The organism is Pseudomonas sp. TZ252, assembly GCF_056110345.1.
Genome location: NZ_CM148566.1, coordinates 1,553,323 through 1,566,262, shown reverse-complemented (window position 1 = coordinate 1,566,262; position 12,940 = coordinate 1,553,323). Strand labels below are relative to the sequence as shown.

Here is a 12,940-nt window from a genome sequence, read left to right as displayed (position 1 = left end):
TCAGCGCGGCGGGTATTGCGACATGACTTTCTGCACCGTCTCGCGGATCGCCTGCTCGCGCTCGGCCGGGCTCGGCGGGCTGGTGCGCATGATCTGCTCGCCGCTGCCGCGCCAGACCAGCTTGCCGTCCTTGCCGTCGAACAGGTCGACCTGGAGGGTGGCAACCTTGTAATTCACGGTGCGCGTCTCGGCCATCGCCGGGCCGCCCCAGTATCCTCCCCAGTAGCCGCCCCAGTAACCGCCGCCGTAGTTGGTGGTGATCTGGTCCTGGCGATCGTCGACGATCAGGTAGGCGCGCACCGTGACGTCGCCCCTGGCGTTGCCCTGGGCCGGACGCAGGCCGCGCTGGTCGAGCTGCTGGGCGACGGCTTCGCGGATGCGTTGCTCGGTGAGGTCGCTCTTGATGCGTGGGTCGTCGGGGCGGTATTCGAAGGCGGGTTGCGACCAGCTCCAGCTACGGTAGGCGGCGAAGTCGCGGGAGCTGTCGAAGTCGCGGTCGAGCTGGGTGGTTTCGCAGGCTGCGAGGCTGAGGAGCAGGCCGAGCAGCAGGATTCGGCGGATCATGGTTTTTCTCCAGTCAGAGTTCACATCCAAGCTCAGCGCCGGATGAAAGGCAAGAGGAAACGCGGGTTTGAAGCGTCTCCACAAGTAACGTTGGCGAGCACCCGCCCTATAGGGCGCGACGGGAGAATGAAATGAATCGAAGTATTGCGATCCTGCTGCTGGGCCTGTCGCTGACCGGCTGCGTCGAGGCACGCTCGGTGGTACCGGCGGATGGCCCGGGCCCGCTGCTGGTGGCCCATCGCGCCGGCACCGCGGACTACCCGGAGAACACCCTGCTGGCGATCCGCAAGGCGCTGGACAACGGCGCCGACGCGCTATGGTTGTCGGTGCAGTTGAGCGCCGATGGCCATCCGGTGCTCTATCGCCCCGCTGACCTGGCGGTCCTGACCCAGGGCGCCGGCGCGGTCGGCCAGTCGAGCCTGGCCGAGCTGGCGCGCTTGAACGCCGGCTATATGTTCAAGGCCGAGGACGGCAGCTATCCCTACCGCCAGAAGCCGCTGCGGATTCCTACGCTGCGCCAGGCGCTGCGGGCGATCCCGCCGCAGGTGCCGGTGTTCCTCGACATGAAGTCGCTGCCGGTGGAGCCGCTGGTCGATGCCGTGGCCGGCGAGCTGGAGCGGCAGAAGGCCTGGTCGCGGGTGCGTTTCTATTCCACCGAGAAGGCCGCCAACGACTACCTGACGCAGCGCTACGCGGACCGCGCGCGACAGTTCGAAAGCCGCGATGCGACGCGCAACCGCCTGGTCGGCCTGGCCTTCGGCGAGCGCTGCGAGGCACCGCCGGCCGGCGGCACCTGGATGGGCATCGAGCTGCGCCGCGAACTGACGGTGACCGAGCGCTTCACCCTTGGCGAGTCTTCCTACAAGGTGCCGGCGGCGCAGTTGTGGACGCGCAAAGCGATGGACTGCGTGCGCCGCGAGCCGGTGAAGGTGGTGATGTTCGGCATCGAGACCGCCGAGGACTACCGCACCGCGCGCGCCCTGGGCGCCGACGCGGTGATGAGCAACTCGCCCAGGAAGATGGAGGCGATCCGCCGCCGGGTGCTCGCCGATCAGCCCGGCGGGTAGCTCGACAGCGCCCGTTTCACCGCTTCGCGCAGGGCCTTGGCCTGTTCGCTGGCGGAGTCGCCGGAGTCGAACTCGGCGCTGTTGCCCCACACCGGCTGGCCGCTGCGGGCGTCGTTCAGCTCGACGCGGACCACGGTGACCTGCACGGTGTAGCTGCGGGTCACCGGGTAGCTGGCGCCATAGCCGTACCAGGGATCGCGCCAGCCGCCGTAGTTGCCGTAGTAGCCGCCGTAGTAGTCGGTAACCTGGCGGGTGCGCAGTTCGTTGCGCAGGAACGCGCTGACCTGCAGGTCGGCCGCGCTGCCCGGCCGCGCCGGGCGCAGGCCGCGCTGGTCGAGCTGCTGGCTGACGGCGTCGCGCAACTGGTTGTCGTCCAGGCCCTGGGGAAAGCCGCTGACCCCGGCGGCGGCCCAGCTCCAGCTACGGTAGCGGGCGTAGTCGCGCGGCGCCGCCGGATAGGCGCCGGGATCGAGGCCGGGATTGGCCGCGGTGGCCGGCTGCGGCGGGTAGGGCAGAGAGCTGGCGCGGTAGGGATTGTCGCCCTGGCAGGCACCGAGGGCGGCCAGGCTGGCGAGTAACGGCAGGATCAACAGTCGCGATTGCATGCTCGACGCTCCGTGGCCGCGCTACGTCGGCGGCCCTTGCAGGCTCAGACTGCATTCTGCGCCTTTCATTGCGGGCGGCACAGCCAGTGCAGGTAGCGGCCAAGCCCGGCAAAGGCCGGGTGGCGGCGGTAGGCCAGTTCCATTTCCACCAGGTCGAGCCGTTCGGCCTTGGCCTGGAACTCGCTCGGCATGTAGTCGTGGAACACCCGCACGCCGCTGCGCGCCTCGATGCGCCAACGCGCTGCCAGCGCCTGTTCCAGCTCGCGCGGGTCGAGCGGGCGCTGCGGGGTCAGGCTCTGCCCCTCGCCAGCGAAGCGTTGCTTGCGCAGCTTGCGGAAGTGGCCCTTGAGCAGGTTGCGGTAGATCAGCGCGTCGCGATTGTAGAAGGCCAGCGACAGCCAGCCGCCGGGTGCGCAGAGTTGGTGCAGCACCGGCAGGATCGCATGGGGTTCGGCCAGCCACTCGAGCACGGCGTGGCAGAGCACCAGGTCGTAGGGCTCGGTGAACTGGCCGAGCAGTTCCTGCCATGGCGCCTGGATGAATTCGGCGGCCTGCCCGGCTTCGGCGAAGCGCTGGCGGGCGCCGTCGAGCATGGGTTGCGCTGGCTCGGCGAGGGTTACGCGGTGGCCGCGAGCGGCCAGCCAGAGCGACATGTGGCCGAGCCCGGCGCCGATGTCGAGGACCCGCAGAGGTCGCTCCGGGAGGGCCTCGGCGAGGTCGGCCTGGAGTACCGCGAGGCGGATCGCACCCTTGGCGCCGCCATAGATCTTTTCGGCGAAGCGCGTCGCCAGTTCGTCGAAATGGCGGTCGCTCATGGCAGGAAGCGCCGTTCGCAGTCGGCCAGCTTGGCGCGCACCACCTGTTCCAGGTCGAGGCCGGTTTCCCCGCAGAACAGCAGCAGATAAAGGACGATGTCGCCAACTTCCTGGCCAGCGTGTTCGAGCTGCTCGGCCGACAGCGTGCGCGACTGGTCTTCCGTCAGCCACTGGAAGATCTCCACCAGTTCGGCCATCTCGACGCTGGCGGCCATGGCCAGGTTCTTCGGGCTGTGGAATTGGCGCCAGTCGTTGCGGTCGCGGATGGCGTGCAGGCGCGCGGTGAGTTCGTGCAGGTCCATGGGGGATTCTTCGCGGTGGCGGTAAGCAGCCGCATAGCTTCGGGCTTTGCGCCCGAAGCTTCAAGGCATGGCGGACCGGCGTCAGCCCTGTAGCCGGCTCCAATGCCCGGCCATGTGCGGCAGGTCGTCCTTGCCGCGCAGGCTGAACTGGCCGTCCGCCGCCGCCGCGCTGGCCAGGAGGGTGAGGCTGGCCGGCAGCAGCACCGGCTTCTGGAAGCGCACCTCGACCCGATAGCCCGAGGCTGGCAGTCGCTCGCCGAGGGCGGCCAGGCTGCGAGCCTTGTTCCACAGGCCGTGGGCGATGGCGCGGGGAAAGCCGAACAGCTTGGCGCTGGGCGCCGACAGGTGGATCGGGTTGTAGTCGCCGGCGGCACGGGCATAGCGCCGGCCGATGTCGGCGGGCGCCTTCCAGTTGTCGACCGGCTCCAGCGGCAGCGGCTCCTGCTCGGCTTTCGGCGGAATTTCGCCGGGCACCTTGACGCCGCGGCAGAGCACCTTGCTGTCGCCGACCCAGAGCAGGCCAAGCTGGTCTTCCAGGCGGGTGACGATGCTGAAGGTGGCGCCCTTGTCGTGCGGTTGCAGGTTTTCCACCGCGACGCTCACGGTGAACGGGCCGAGGCCGCCGAGCGCGCGCAGCACGTCGATGCGGTTCTCCAGGTGGACCAGGCCGAGCAGCGGGAAGGGGAAGCGCTTGTCGGTGAGCAGCGCCATCTGCAGCGGGAAGGCGAGGATGTGCGGGTAGGTCGGCGGCAGCAGGCCGTCGTCGCGGAAGCCGCAGACCTGGCGGTAGCGCTCGAGGTGCTTCGGGTCCACCGTGACCTGGCTGCGCAGGCCGCGCTCGGGCAGGGCCTTGCCGCGGATGCCGCGGCGCAGTGCGGCGCGCAGGAACAGGCCGGGCAGGGCGGGTGGGGCGGGCAGGTCGAGCCAGGCGGTGGGCATTGGACATCTCCTCGAAATAGGTGGCTGTCAGCTTAGTCGAGCACCCGCAGCAGGCATTGGCCGCCTGGCCGACGCCGCTGGCAGGGCGGTCAATCGGCTCCGGGATGCGTCTGCATCGAGATTTTCGACCACGCCGGCGGCTAGTCGATCTGAGGGTTTTTCCGTCATGCGGGATGGGTTATTTCTATGGCCTCTCCTTGAGAGGGGATGGCAAAGCTGCCTAAGATGGGCCCGCCCCATGGATAACTAGAAAAAACACCATGCGTGATCTGACCGACGATGTAGCGCTGATGCGCCCGGTGATCGACGCCCTGCGCGCCAGCGGCTGCGATCCGGACCGGGTCCTGGTCCGTGTCGGGCTGCCGCCGGGTGGCCTGCCGGCCGGCCGTTTCCCCCATTCCGCACAGAACCTGTTCTGGAAGGCCGCCGCCGACGAGTGCGGCGAAGAGCATGTCGGCCTGCACCTGGCCGAGCACCTGCCGGCGTTCCACGGCCTGCTCCTGGAATACCTGTTCCTCTCCAGCGATACCTTCGGCGCCGGCCTGCGCCATTCCCTGCGCTACGTACGCCTGCTGTCCGACACCCTGCAGGCGCAACTGGAGGTGGAGGGCGAGCGCGCGGTGCTGTCGCTGGGCGAATCGCCGGCGATCAACCGCCACTTCCCGGAAATGCTCGCCGGCGCGGTGATCCGCCTGTTCGGCGCGCTCACCGAGGGCGAGTTCAAGCCGCTGGAAGTGCAACTGATGAACGAAACCGGCGCGCCGATGGAGCGCTACCGTGCGGTCTACGGCTGCCCGACGATCCTCGGCATGCCGCGCTACGCGCTGGTATTCGATGCCGCGGTGCTGGACAAACCCTCGCGCCACGCCGCCCCGGAACTGCTGCGCATGCACGAGTCGCTGGCGCGCCGGCAACTGGCCGAGGTGGAGCGCCTGGACCTGGTGCGCCAGGTCCGCGAACTGATCGGCGAGTTGCTGGTGGACGGAGGCGCCACCCTGGAGCAGGTCGCCGCGCGCCTCGGCATGCCGGCCCGACGTCTGCGCGAACGCCTGGCGATGGCCGGGGTGCGCTTCAACGACCTGGTCACCGACTACCGCTGCCGACTGGCCAAGGAACTGCTGCTGAAGACCGACGAGCGCATCGAAGTGATCGTCGAACGCACCGGGTTTTCCGAGCCGAGCACCTTCTATCGCGCGTTCAAGCGCTGGGTCGGCGAGACGCCGGTGGAGTTCCGCCGGCGCGGGCAGCAGGGGCGCGGGTAGGGCCTGTCCGAAAGGGGGCTACCGGGTCGGCGTCCTGTTGCCGGGGAGTCAGGGGCCGCCTCAGGCCCCCAGCAGGCTCTGCCCGCACACCCTCAGCACCTGGCCGCTGACCGCGCCGGACGACGGCTGGGCGAACCAGGCCACCGTTTCGGCGACGTCCTGCGGCAGGCCGCCCTGGCTCATGGAGTTCATCCGCCGGCCGGCCTCGCGGATGGTCAGCGGAATGGCGGCGGTCATCTGCGTCTCGATGAACCCCGGCGCCACCGCGTTGATGGTGATGCCGCGCTTGCCCAGCGCCGGCGCCCAGGCCTGGGCCAGGCCGATCAGGCCGGCCTTGCTCACCGCGTAGTTGCTCTGCCCGAGGTTGCCGGCGATGCCGCTGATCGACGCCAGCAACACCACCCGGCCGTTGTCATGCAGCTTGTCGCCGTCGAGCAGGGCCTGGGTCAGCACCTGCGGGGCATTGAGGTTGACGTTGATCACCGAGTTCCAGAAGTCGCTGCTCATCTTCGCCAGGGTCTTGTCGCGAGTGATCCCGGCGTTGTGCACGACGATATCGACGCCCTCAGGCAGCGCGTCCACCAGTTGCTGCCCGGCGTCCGCGGCGCAGATGTCGAGAGCCACGGCACGGCCGCCGAGGCGCGCGGCGAGGCCTTCGAGGGCCTCCCTGGCCGGCGGCACGTCGAGCAGCACCACTTCCGCGCCGTCGCGCGCCAGGGTTTCCGCGATGGCCGCGCCAATGCCGCGGGCGGCGCCGGTGACCAGTGCGCGCTGGCCGGCCAGCGGCTTGCTCCAGTCGTGGACCTGGGCGCTGTTGGCGGCAAGACGGATCACCTGGCCGGAGACGTAGGCGCTCTTCGGCGAGAGGAAGAAGCGCAGTGCGCCTTCCAGTTGGTCCTCGGCGCCCTTGCCGACGTACAGCAACTGCACGTTGCCGCCGCGACGGATTTCCTTGCCCAGGGAGCGGGTGAAACCTTCCAGGCTGCGTTGCACGCTGGCGGCGACCGGGTCCTTGAGAGACTCGGGGGCGCGTCCGAGGACCACCACCTTCGGGCATGTGTCGAGGCCCTTGAGCACCGGCTGGAAGAAGTCGCGCAGCGCCACCAACTGCTCGAAGCGGGTCAGGCCGCTGGCATCGAACAGCACCGACTTGGCCCGCGGGCTGTGTTCGGCGGTCCAGCGCGGCAGCTCGAACTGTCCCTCGACGGCGGCGAACACCGCATCGGTCAGCTTGCCGGCGAAGGGCAGCACGGCCTCGGCCAGCGCGCCGCTCCCGCCGATCACCAGCGGGCCGTCCACCGGCCGCACCCGGCCGGCCTGCCAGCGCTCCAGGCGCAGCGGGGAGGGAAGGCCGACGGCGCCAACCAGGCGGCGGCCGACGGGGGAGTTGGCGAAGGCGATGTAACGATCGGTCATGGAACGGGCTCCCGGTGGAAAGGCTCCAAGGCTGAAGGTGGATTCCGCCGGCCAACGATGCCGAGGGAACGCGGGTAACAGTGTGGACAACTCTACGCAGCCACCTGTTCGCCGCAATTGACCGCGCTGACCGGGATAACGGCAGGGCGGCCAATGCGACGCGACCGGCTAAGGTTAGCCTGTGCGCCACTGACCGCTCAGTTAACGGGTCGAGCCTCGGCTCGGCGTAAACGATTCCAGCAAGGAGTTCTTCCATGACCCAGCTGCGCCGGGTCGCCATTGTCGGCGGCAACCGTATTCCCTTCGCCCGCTCGAACACCGTGTACGCCACGGCGAGCAACCAGGAGATGCTCACTTCAGCCCTGGAAGGCCTGGTGGAGCGCTACAACCTGCACGGAGAGCGCCTTGGCGAGGTGGTGGCCGGCGCCGTGCTGAAGCATTCGCGCGACTTCAACCTGACCCGCGAATGCGTGCTCGGTTCGCGCCTGGCCCCGGAAACCCCGGCCTACGATATCCAGCAGGCCTGCGGTACCGGCCTGGAAGCGGCGATCCTGGTGGCCAACAAGATCGCCCTCGGGCAGATCGACAGCGGCATCGCCGGCGGCGTCGACACCACTTCCGACGCGCCGATCGGGGTCAACGAGGGCCTGCGCAAGATTCTCCTCGAGGCCAACCGTGGCAAGAGCAACCTGGACAAGCTCAAGAGCCTGCTGAAGATCCGCCCGCGCCACGTGGTCCCGGCCATCCCGCGCAACGGCGAGCCGCGCACCGGGCTGTCGATGGGGGAGTCCTGCGAACTGATGGCGCAGACCTGGCAGATTCCCCGCGACGAGCAGGACAGGCTGGCCTTCGAGAGCCACCACAAGCTGGCCGCGGCCTATGAGGAGGGCTGGCAGAACGACTTGATGACGCCGTTCCGCGGCCTGACCCGCGACCAAAACCTGCGCCCGGATATCGACCTGGAGAAGATCGGCACCCTCAAGCCGGTGTTCGAGCGCGGTTCGCGCGGCACCCTCACGGCGGCCAACTCGACGCCGCTGACCGACGGCGCCTCGGTGGTACTGCTGGCCAGCGAGGAGTGGGCGAAGGCGCGCGGCCTGCCGATCCTGGCCTATTTCAAGGACGGCGAGGCGGCGGCGGTGAACTTCGTCGATCGCCAGGAGGGCCTGCTGATGGCGCCGGTCTACGCGGTGCCGCGGCTGCTGGCACGCAACGGCCTGAGTCTGCAGGACTTCGACTACTACGAGATCCACGAGGCCTTCGCCGCCCAGGTGCTCTGCACCCTGAAGGCCTGGGAAGACCCCGAGTACTGCAAGACCCGCCTCGGCCTCGACCAGCCGCTGGGCTCCATCGACCGCAGCAAGCTCAACGTCAAGGGCAGCTCGCTGGCCGCCGGCCACCCGTTCGCCGCCACGGGAGGACGGATCGTCGCCAACCTGGCCAAGCTGCTCTCGCTGGCGGAGCAGGGACGCGGGCTGATTTCCATCTGCGCCGCCGGTGGGCAGGGTGTGACCGCGATCATCGAGCGGTAATCCAATAGGGCGAGCGGCCTTGTCGCTCGACGATGTAAGCAACTCCGTGACTTGGGCGGTGCCGTGCGAACGGGACCGCCTTTTTTTTGCTGGCGCCCTACGGTTCGGGTTCGTCGGCGGCGTTGGAGACAGCGAATTCGACGCTTGTACGGAGAATCCCCTCTCTCTTCAGGGAGAGAGTTGGGGTGAGGGCGGCTCCGCTATCGGCCGGGAGTGCCGCTGCGGCGGATAACGCCGTTGGCGTTATGCGCCCTACCGTTCGGGTTCGTGGCGGCGATGAAGTACGGATCCCGACGCCTGCCGGATAACCCCGGCGTAGGGCTCACGCCGCACATCCGCCATTGCCGTCCTGCCCCCGCAGGCTTGCCGGCTGGCGGTCGGCGAAGGGGGTGGAGAGGATCATCGAGGTCTTGCTGATGCCGAACTTCATCAGCCGGTCGATCAGGTCCTGCAGCTCCGGCATCGAAGCCACGGCGGCCTTCATCAGCACGCAGGCGTCGCCGGTGATCCGGTGGCAGAGGGTCAGTTGGGGGATCCGGGCCAGTTCGTCGAGCACCGACTGGCAATCCTTCTCGGTGATCCGCAGTTCGATCACGCACTCGATGGGCAGGCCGAGCTTGGCCAGGTTCACCGAGGCGTGGTAGCCGGTGATCACCCCTTCGGCCTCCAGCTTGGCCACCCGGTCGGCCACCGCCGGGGGCGACAGGTTGATGCGCCGGGCCAGTTCGGCGAAGGTCAGGCGGCCGTTGTCGATCAGGGCGGCGAGGAGCGCACGGTCGTATTTGTCCATGATGGGTCCCGGTTGTCGAATCGACGGAAAGCATGGCCGATTTCCATGGAAAGAAAAGTGTTACGTCCCGATAACCAGCGGCTGTGCCTTAACCGGCGGGTAGCGACCTCATAAAATGAAGTCTTTCTCCCGCCTGCCCTGTCGAGTGCTTTCCATGCCTGCCCGTCGCATTCCGCTGTTGCTTTTCGGTGCGTTCTTCGCCCTGTACTTCATCTGGGGCTCCACTTACCTGGCGATCCGCTTCGGCGTCGAGTCCTGGCCACCGATGCTGATGGCCGGGGTGCGCTTCGTCATCGCCGGCGGCCTGATGTTCGCCTGGTTGCGCTGGCGCGGCGCGCCGTTGCCGACCTGGCGCGAGTGGCGCGGCGCGGGGATCGTCGGAATCCTCCTGCTCAGTTGCGGCAACGGCGGGGTGACGGTGGCCGAGCACTGGGGCGTGTCTTCCGGGGTGGCGGCCCTCGCGGTGGCTACGGTGCCGCTGTTCACCCTGCTGTTCAGCCAGTTGTTCGGCCAGCGCAACACCACCCTGGAATGGGGCGGCATCGTGCTCGGGCTGTTCGGCATCGTCCTGCTCAACCTCGGTTCGAACCTCCAGGCCAGCCCTGCCGGCGCCGGCTTGATCCTGTTCGCCGCCGCGTCCTGGGCCTTCGGCTCGGTGTGGAGCCGGCGCCTGTCGCTGCCGGCCGGACCGATGGCCAGCGCCGCGGAAATGCTGGTCGGCGGCGCGGTGCTGCTGGTCGGCAGCCTGGCCAGCGGCGAGCGCCTGGAGCATTGGCCGAGCACCAGCGGCTGGCTGGCGCTGGTGTACCTGATCCTGTTCGGCTCGATCATCGCCTTCAGCGCCTACCAGTACCTGCTGCGCAACGTACGGCCGGCGGCGGCCACCAGCTATGCCTACGTCAATCCGGCGGTGGCGGTGTTGCTCGGCACCCTGTTCGCCGGCGAGCGGATCGGCGGTATCGAGGGGCTGGCGATGCTGGTGATCATCAGCGCCGTGGTGCTCATCGGCCTGCCCCAGTGGCGCGCCAGCCGCGCCGCCGCCTGAATGCCTTAAGCGATCCCTAAGGCGGGCTGCGCCATGCTGCGGCGCAGCGCCCGGATGGGCCGGGCTGACGGGGGTACGAAGATGAAAGCGCTGGTCATCGGTGTGGTCCTGGTGTTCCTTGGCGGTTGCGCCAGTCACGTGAGCCCCGGCGGCAAGGCCATCGAGTCGCCGATCAAGGAGTATTTCGGCCAGGACCCCATCGAGCGCCGGGCCTTCGGCGAGAGCGAGAACGGCGCCGAGGCCGAGGATTCGCCACTGCGTTTCCGCCTGACGCCCTGAACGGTCGCCCCGGGCGCCTGACCGGACGTGCAGAAGTCGTCTCCAGCGTCTTCAATACGGAGTGACGGTCGCCGCCAGGCGGCCCCGTAGCGAAGGCCGGAGGGGCGATGGAGAGCATGCTGGACAGGCCCGAGCAGGAACTCGTGCTGGTGGTGGACGACACCCCGGACAACCTGCTGCTGATGCGCGAGCTGCTCGAGGAGCAGTACCGCGTGCGCACCGCCGGCAGCGGCCCGGCCGGGCTGCGGGCGGCCGTCGAAGAGCCGCGCCCGGACCTGATCCTGCTCGATGTGAACATGCCGGGCATGGACGGCTACGAGGTCTGCCGACGGCTCAAGGCCGATCCGCTGACCCGCGACATCCCGTTGATGTTCCTCACTGCCCGCGCCGATCGCGACGACGAGCAACAGGGCCTGGCCCTGGGCGCGGTGGATTACCTGGGCAAGCCGGTGAGCCCGCCGATCGTCCTGGCGCGGGTGCGTACCCATCTGCAATTGAAGGCCAATGCCGATTTCCTGCGCGACAAGAGCGAATACCTGGAACTCGAAGTGCGCCGTCGCACGCGCCAGCTGCAACAGTTGCAGGACGCCGTCATCGAAGCCCTGGCGACCCTTGGCGATCTTCGCGACAACCCGCGCAGCCGCCATCTTCCGCGTATCGAGCGCTATGTCAGGCTGCTCGCCGAGCACCTGGCGGCGCAGCGGGCGTTCGCCGACGAGCTGACTCCGGAGGCTGTCGACCTGCTGAGCAAGTCGGCGCTGTTGCATGACATCGGCAAGGTCGCGGTGCCCGACCGGGTCCTGCTCAACCCCGGGCAACTGGACGCCGCCGACACCGCCCTGCTACAGGGCCATACCCGCGCCGGGCGCGACGCCCTGGCCAGCGCCGAGCGGCGGCTCGGCCAGCCTTCCGGATTCCTCCGCTTCGCCCGGCAGATCGCCTACAGTCATCACGAACGCTGGGATGGCCGGGGCTTTCCGGAAGGCCTTGCGGGCGAGCGGATTCCCCTGGCGGCGCGGATCGTCGCCCTGGCCGACCGCTACGATGAACTGACCAGCCGGCACGCCTACCGGCCGCCGCTGGCGCATGCCGAGGCGGTGCTGCTGATCCAGGCCGGCGCCGGCAGTGAATTCGACCCACGGCTGGTGGAGGCCTTCGTCGCCGTGGCCGACGCTTTCGCCGAGGTTGCCCGGCGCTACGCCGACAGCGCCGAGGCGCTGGACGTGGAGATGCAGCGGCTGGAACAGGCGGTGGCGGAAAGCATCGAACTCACCGCGCCACCGGCCTAGTACGCCGATCGGTGCGCAGTCCGGCGGAAAGCCGGCGCGTCCGGCTGTGCTCGGCACGGCGTTTGCCGTATAACGTCAGACCCTTTGCCTTACACATTGGCCCCGAGGAACCGCGTAGCACCGATGAAGACACCCAGACGCCTGGAACCGTTGATCGAAGACGGTCTGATCGACGAGGTCGTGCGCCCGCTGATGAGCGGCAAGGAAGCCTCGGTCTATGTGGTGCGTTGCGGCGACAGCCTGCGTTGCGCCAAGGTCTACAAGGAAGCCAACAAGCGCAGCTTCCGCCAGGCCGCCGAGTACCAGGAGGGCCGCAAGGTCCGCAACAGCCGCCAGGCGCGGGCCATGGCCAAGGGCTCGAAGTATGGCCGCCGCGAACAGGAGGAAGCCTGGCAGAATGCCGAAGTGGCGGCCCTGTTCCGTCTCGCCGGGGCCGGTGTGCGGGTGCCGAAGCCCTATGATTTCCTCGATGGCGTGTTGCTGATGGAACTGGTGGCGGACGCCGACGGCGATGCTGCGCCGCGTCTCAACGACGTGACGCTGGAGCCCGACGAGGCACGGCGCCACCACGCTTTCCTGATCCGCCAGATCGTCGCCATGCTCTGCGCCGGCCTGGTGCACGGCGACCTCTCCGAGTTCAACGTCCTGCTCGGTCCGGACGGCCCGGTGATCATCGACTTGCCGCAGGCGGTCGACGCGGCCGGCAACAACCATGCGTTCAGCATGCTCGAACGCGACGTCGGCAACATGGCCGCCTACTTCGGCCGCTTCGCCCCGGAACTCAGGCAGACCCGCTATGCCAAGGAAATGTGGGCGCTCTACGAAGCCGGCGAGCTGACAGCGGAAACCCCGCTCAGCGGCACCTTCGTCGAAGCCGAAGAGGCCGCCGACGTGCGCGCGGTGCTCCGCGAGATCGAGGCCGCGCAGCGCGAGGAGGCGCGTCGCCAGGCGCTGCGCCAGGCCGACGACGCGCCGCGTGGCGAGCGCGAGGAACCGCCGCCGCCCTGGTTGCAGTGAGCGGCTGGCGGATGTTTT

At 68.7% G+C, this 12,940-nt stretch carries 14 protein-coding genes; 7 read left to right on the top strand and 7 right to left on the bottom strand.

The window, feature by feature from the left end; translation table 11 throughout:
• On the bottom strand, positions 1-564 hold the full coding sequence (locus ACYAF3_RS07270; protein ID WP_003095282.1) for a DUF4136 domain-containing protein: 564 nt from the start codon (positions 562-564) through the stop codon (positions 1-3).
• A 131-nt stretch (positions 565-695) separates the two neighbouring features.
• Here ACYAF3_RS07270 and ACYAF3_RS07265 point away from each other — a divergent pair, with 131 nt between their 5' ends.
• Entirely contained in the window at positions 696-1,631 is a 936-nt protein-coding gene (locus ACYAF3_RS07265) for a glycerophosphodiester phosphodiesterase family protein (protein ID WP_003102260.1), read from the top strand.
• On the opposite strand, the gene ACYAF3_RS07260 is transcribed toward ACYAF3_RS07265, so the two are convergent.
• The 4 genes from ACYAF3_RS07260 to ACYAF3_RS07245 all read right to left on the bottom strand — a co-directional run bounded on the left by ACYAF3_RS07260 (position 1,616) and on the right by ACYAF3_RS07245 (position 4,292).
• Entirely contained in the window at positions 1,616-2,236 is a 621-nt protein-coding gene (locus ACYAF3_RS07260; protein ID WP_003102259.1) for a DUF4136 domain-containing protein, read from the bottom strand. The genes ACYAF3_RS07265 and ACYAF3_RS07260 overlap by 16 nt on opposite strands.
• A 65-nt stretch (positions 2,237-2,301) precedes the next feature.
• Positions 2,302-3,051 carry a methyltransferase gene (locus tag ACYAF3_RS07255; protein WP_003102257.1) on the bottom strand — a complete coding sequence of 250 codons (750 nt, stop codon included), beginning with the start codon at positions 3,049-3,051 and terminating at the stop codon, positions 2,302-2,304.
• Positions 3,048-3,353, bottom strand: a complete 306-nt coding sequence (locus tag ACYAF3_RS07250; protein ID WP_003102255.1) for a nucleotide pyrophosphohydrolase — start codon at positions 3,351-3,353, stop codon at positions 3,048-3,050. Before ACYAF3_RS07250 ends, ACYAF3_RS07255 begins: the two co-directional genes overlap by 4 nt.
• Before the next feature lie 81 nt (positions 3,354-3,434).
• Entirely contained in the window at positions 3,435-4,292 is an 858-nt protein-coding gene (locus ACYAF3_RS07245) for a MaoC family dehydratase (protein WP_003095272.1), read from the bottom strand.
• A 260-nt stretch (positions 4,293-4,552) separates the two neighbouring features.
• Between ACYAF3_RS07245 and ACYAF3_RS07240 the strand changes: the two genes are divergently transcribed.
• Entirely contained in the window at positions 4,553-5,554 is a 1,002-nt protein-coding gene (locus ACYAF3_RS07240; RefSeq protein WP_003095270.1) for an AraC family transcriptional regulator, read from the top strand.
• 60 nt (positions 5,555-5,614) lie between these two features.
• Here ACYAF3_RS07240 and ACYAF3_RS07235 read toward each other — a convergent pair whose 3' ends face one another.
• The gene (locus ACYAF3_RS07235) at positions 5,615-6,970 is read right to left on the bottom strand and encodes a 3-oxoacyl-ACP reductase (RefSeq protein ID WP_003102250.1); all 1,356 of its coding nucleotides are present in this window, start codon (positions 6,968-6,970) and stop codon (positions 5,615-5,617) included.
• 254 nt (positions 6,971-7,224) lie between these two features.
• Between ACYAF3_RS07235 and ACYAF3_RS07230 the strand changes: the two genes are divergently transcribed.
• Positions 7,225-8,502, top strand: coding sequence for an acetyl-CoA C-acetyltransferase (locus tag ACYAF3_RS07230; protein ID WP_003102247.1), 1,278 nt, complete (start codon positions 7,225-7,227; stop codon positions 8,500-8,502).
• Positions 8,503-8,824: 322 nt separating this feature from the next.
• Here ACYAF3_RS07230 and ACYAF3_RS07225 read toward each other — a convergent pair whose 3' ends face one another.
• A complete protein-coding gene (locus tag ACYAF3_RS07225) occupies positions 8,825-9,292 on the bottom strand; it encodes an Lrp/AsnC family transcriptional regulator (RefSeq protein WP_003095262.1) in 468 nt (155 codons plus the stop codon).
• Between the two features lie 154 nt (positions 9,293-9,446).
• On the opposite strand from ACYAF3_RS07225, the gene yedA reads away from it, so the two are divergent.
• From yedA to ACYAF3_RS07205, 4 genes are all read left to right on the top strand, one after another.
• Positions 9,447-10,337 carry a drug/metabolite exporter YedA gene (gene yedA, locus ACYAF3_RS07220; RefSeq protein WP_003102245.1) on the top strand — a complete coding sequence of 297 codons (891 nt, stop codon included), beginning with the start codon at positions 9,447-9,449 and terminating at the stop codon, positions 10,335-10,337.
• A gap of 33 nt (positions 10,338-10,370) precedes the next feature.
• Positions 10,371-10,616, top strand: a complete 246-nt coding sequence (locus ACYAF3_RS07215; RefSeq protein WP_003102243.1) for a hypothetical protein — start codon at positions 10,371-10,373, stop codon at positions 10,614-10,616.
• A gap of 107 nt (positions 10,617-10,723) precedes the next feature.
• Positions 10,724-11,905, top strand: coding sequence for a cyclic di-GMP phosphodiesterase (locus tag ACYAF3_RS07210; protein WP_003102241.1), 1,182 nt, complete (start codon positions 10,724-10,726; stop codon positions 11,903-11,905).
• A 123-nt stretch (positions 11,906-12,028) separates the two neighbouring features.
• Positions 12,029-12,922 (top strand): PA4780 family RIO1-like protein kinase, encoded by an 894-nt coding sequence (locus ACYAF3_RS07205; RefSeq protein WP_003095255.1) that lies wholly within the window; start codon positions 12,029-12,031, stop codon positions 12,920-12,922.
• Positions 12,923-12,940: the final 18 nt, after the last annotated feature.

What these genes read in the sequence shown, in the direction of transcription:
- ACYAF3_RS07270 (WP_003095282.1), bottom strand. Translation starts at nt 564, where the DNA reads ATGATCCGCCGAATCCTGCTGCTCGGCCTGCTCCTCAGCCTCGCAGCC.
- ACYAF3_RS07265 (WP_003102260.1), top strand. Translation starts at nt 696, where the DNA reads ATGAATCGAAGTATTGCGATCCTGCTGCTGGGCCTGTCGCTGACCGGC.
- ACYAF3_RS07260 (WP_003102259.1), bottom strand. Translation starts at nt 2,236, where the DNA reads ATGCAATCGCGACTGTTGATCCTGCCGTTACTCGCCAGCCTGGCCGCC.
- ACYAF3_RS07255 (WP_003102257.1), bottom strand. Translation starts at nt 3,051, where the DNA reads ATGAGCGACCGCCATTTCGACGAACTGGCGACGCGCTTCGCCGAAAAG.
- ACYAF3_RS07250 (WP_003102255.1), bottom strand. Translation starts at nt 3,353, where the DNA reads ATGGACCTGCACGAACTCACCGCGCGCCTGCACGCCATCCGCGACCGC.
- ACYAF3_RS07245 (WP_003095272.1), bottom strand. Translation starts at nt 4,292, where the DNA reads ATGCCCACCGCCTGGCTCGACCTGCCCGCCCCACCCGCCCTGCCCGGC.
- ACYAF3_RS07240 (WP_003095270.1), top strand. Translation starts at nt 4,553, where the DNA reads ATGCGTGATCTGACCGACGATGTAGCGCTGATGCGCCCGGTGATCGAC.
- ACYAF3_RS07235 (WP_003102250.1), bottom strand. Translation starts at nt 6,970, where the DNA reads ATGACCGATCGTTACATCGCCTTCGCCAACTCCCCCGTCGGCCGCCGC.
- ACYAF3_RS07230 (WP_003102247.1), top strand. Translation starts at nt 7,225, where the DNA reads ATGACCCAGCTGCGCCGGGTCGCCATTGTCGGCGGCAACCGTATTCCC.
- ACYAF3_RS07225 (WP_003095262.1), bottom strand. Translation starts at nt 9,292, where the DNA reads ATGGACAAATACGACCGTGCGCTCCTCGCCGCCCTGATCGACAACGGC.
- yedA (WP_003102245.1), top strand. Translation starts at nt 9,447, where the DNA reads ATGCCTGCCCGTCGCATTCCGCTGTTGCTTTTCGGTGCGTTCTTCGCC.
- ACYAF3_RS07215 (WP_003102243.1), top strand. Translation starts at nt 10,371, where the DNA reads ATGCTGCGGCGCAGCGCCCGGATGGGCCGGGCTGACGGGGGTACGAAG.
- ACYAF3_RS07210 (WP_003102241.1), top strand. Translation starts at nt 10,724, where the DNA reads ATGGAGAGCATGCTGGACAGGCCCGAGCAGGAACTCGTGCTGGTGGTG.
- ACYAF3_RS07205 (WP_003095255.1), top strand. Translation starts at nt 12,029, where the DNA reads ATGAAGACACCCAGACGCCTGGAACCGTTGATCGAAGACGGTCTGATC.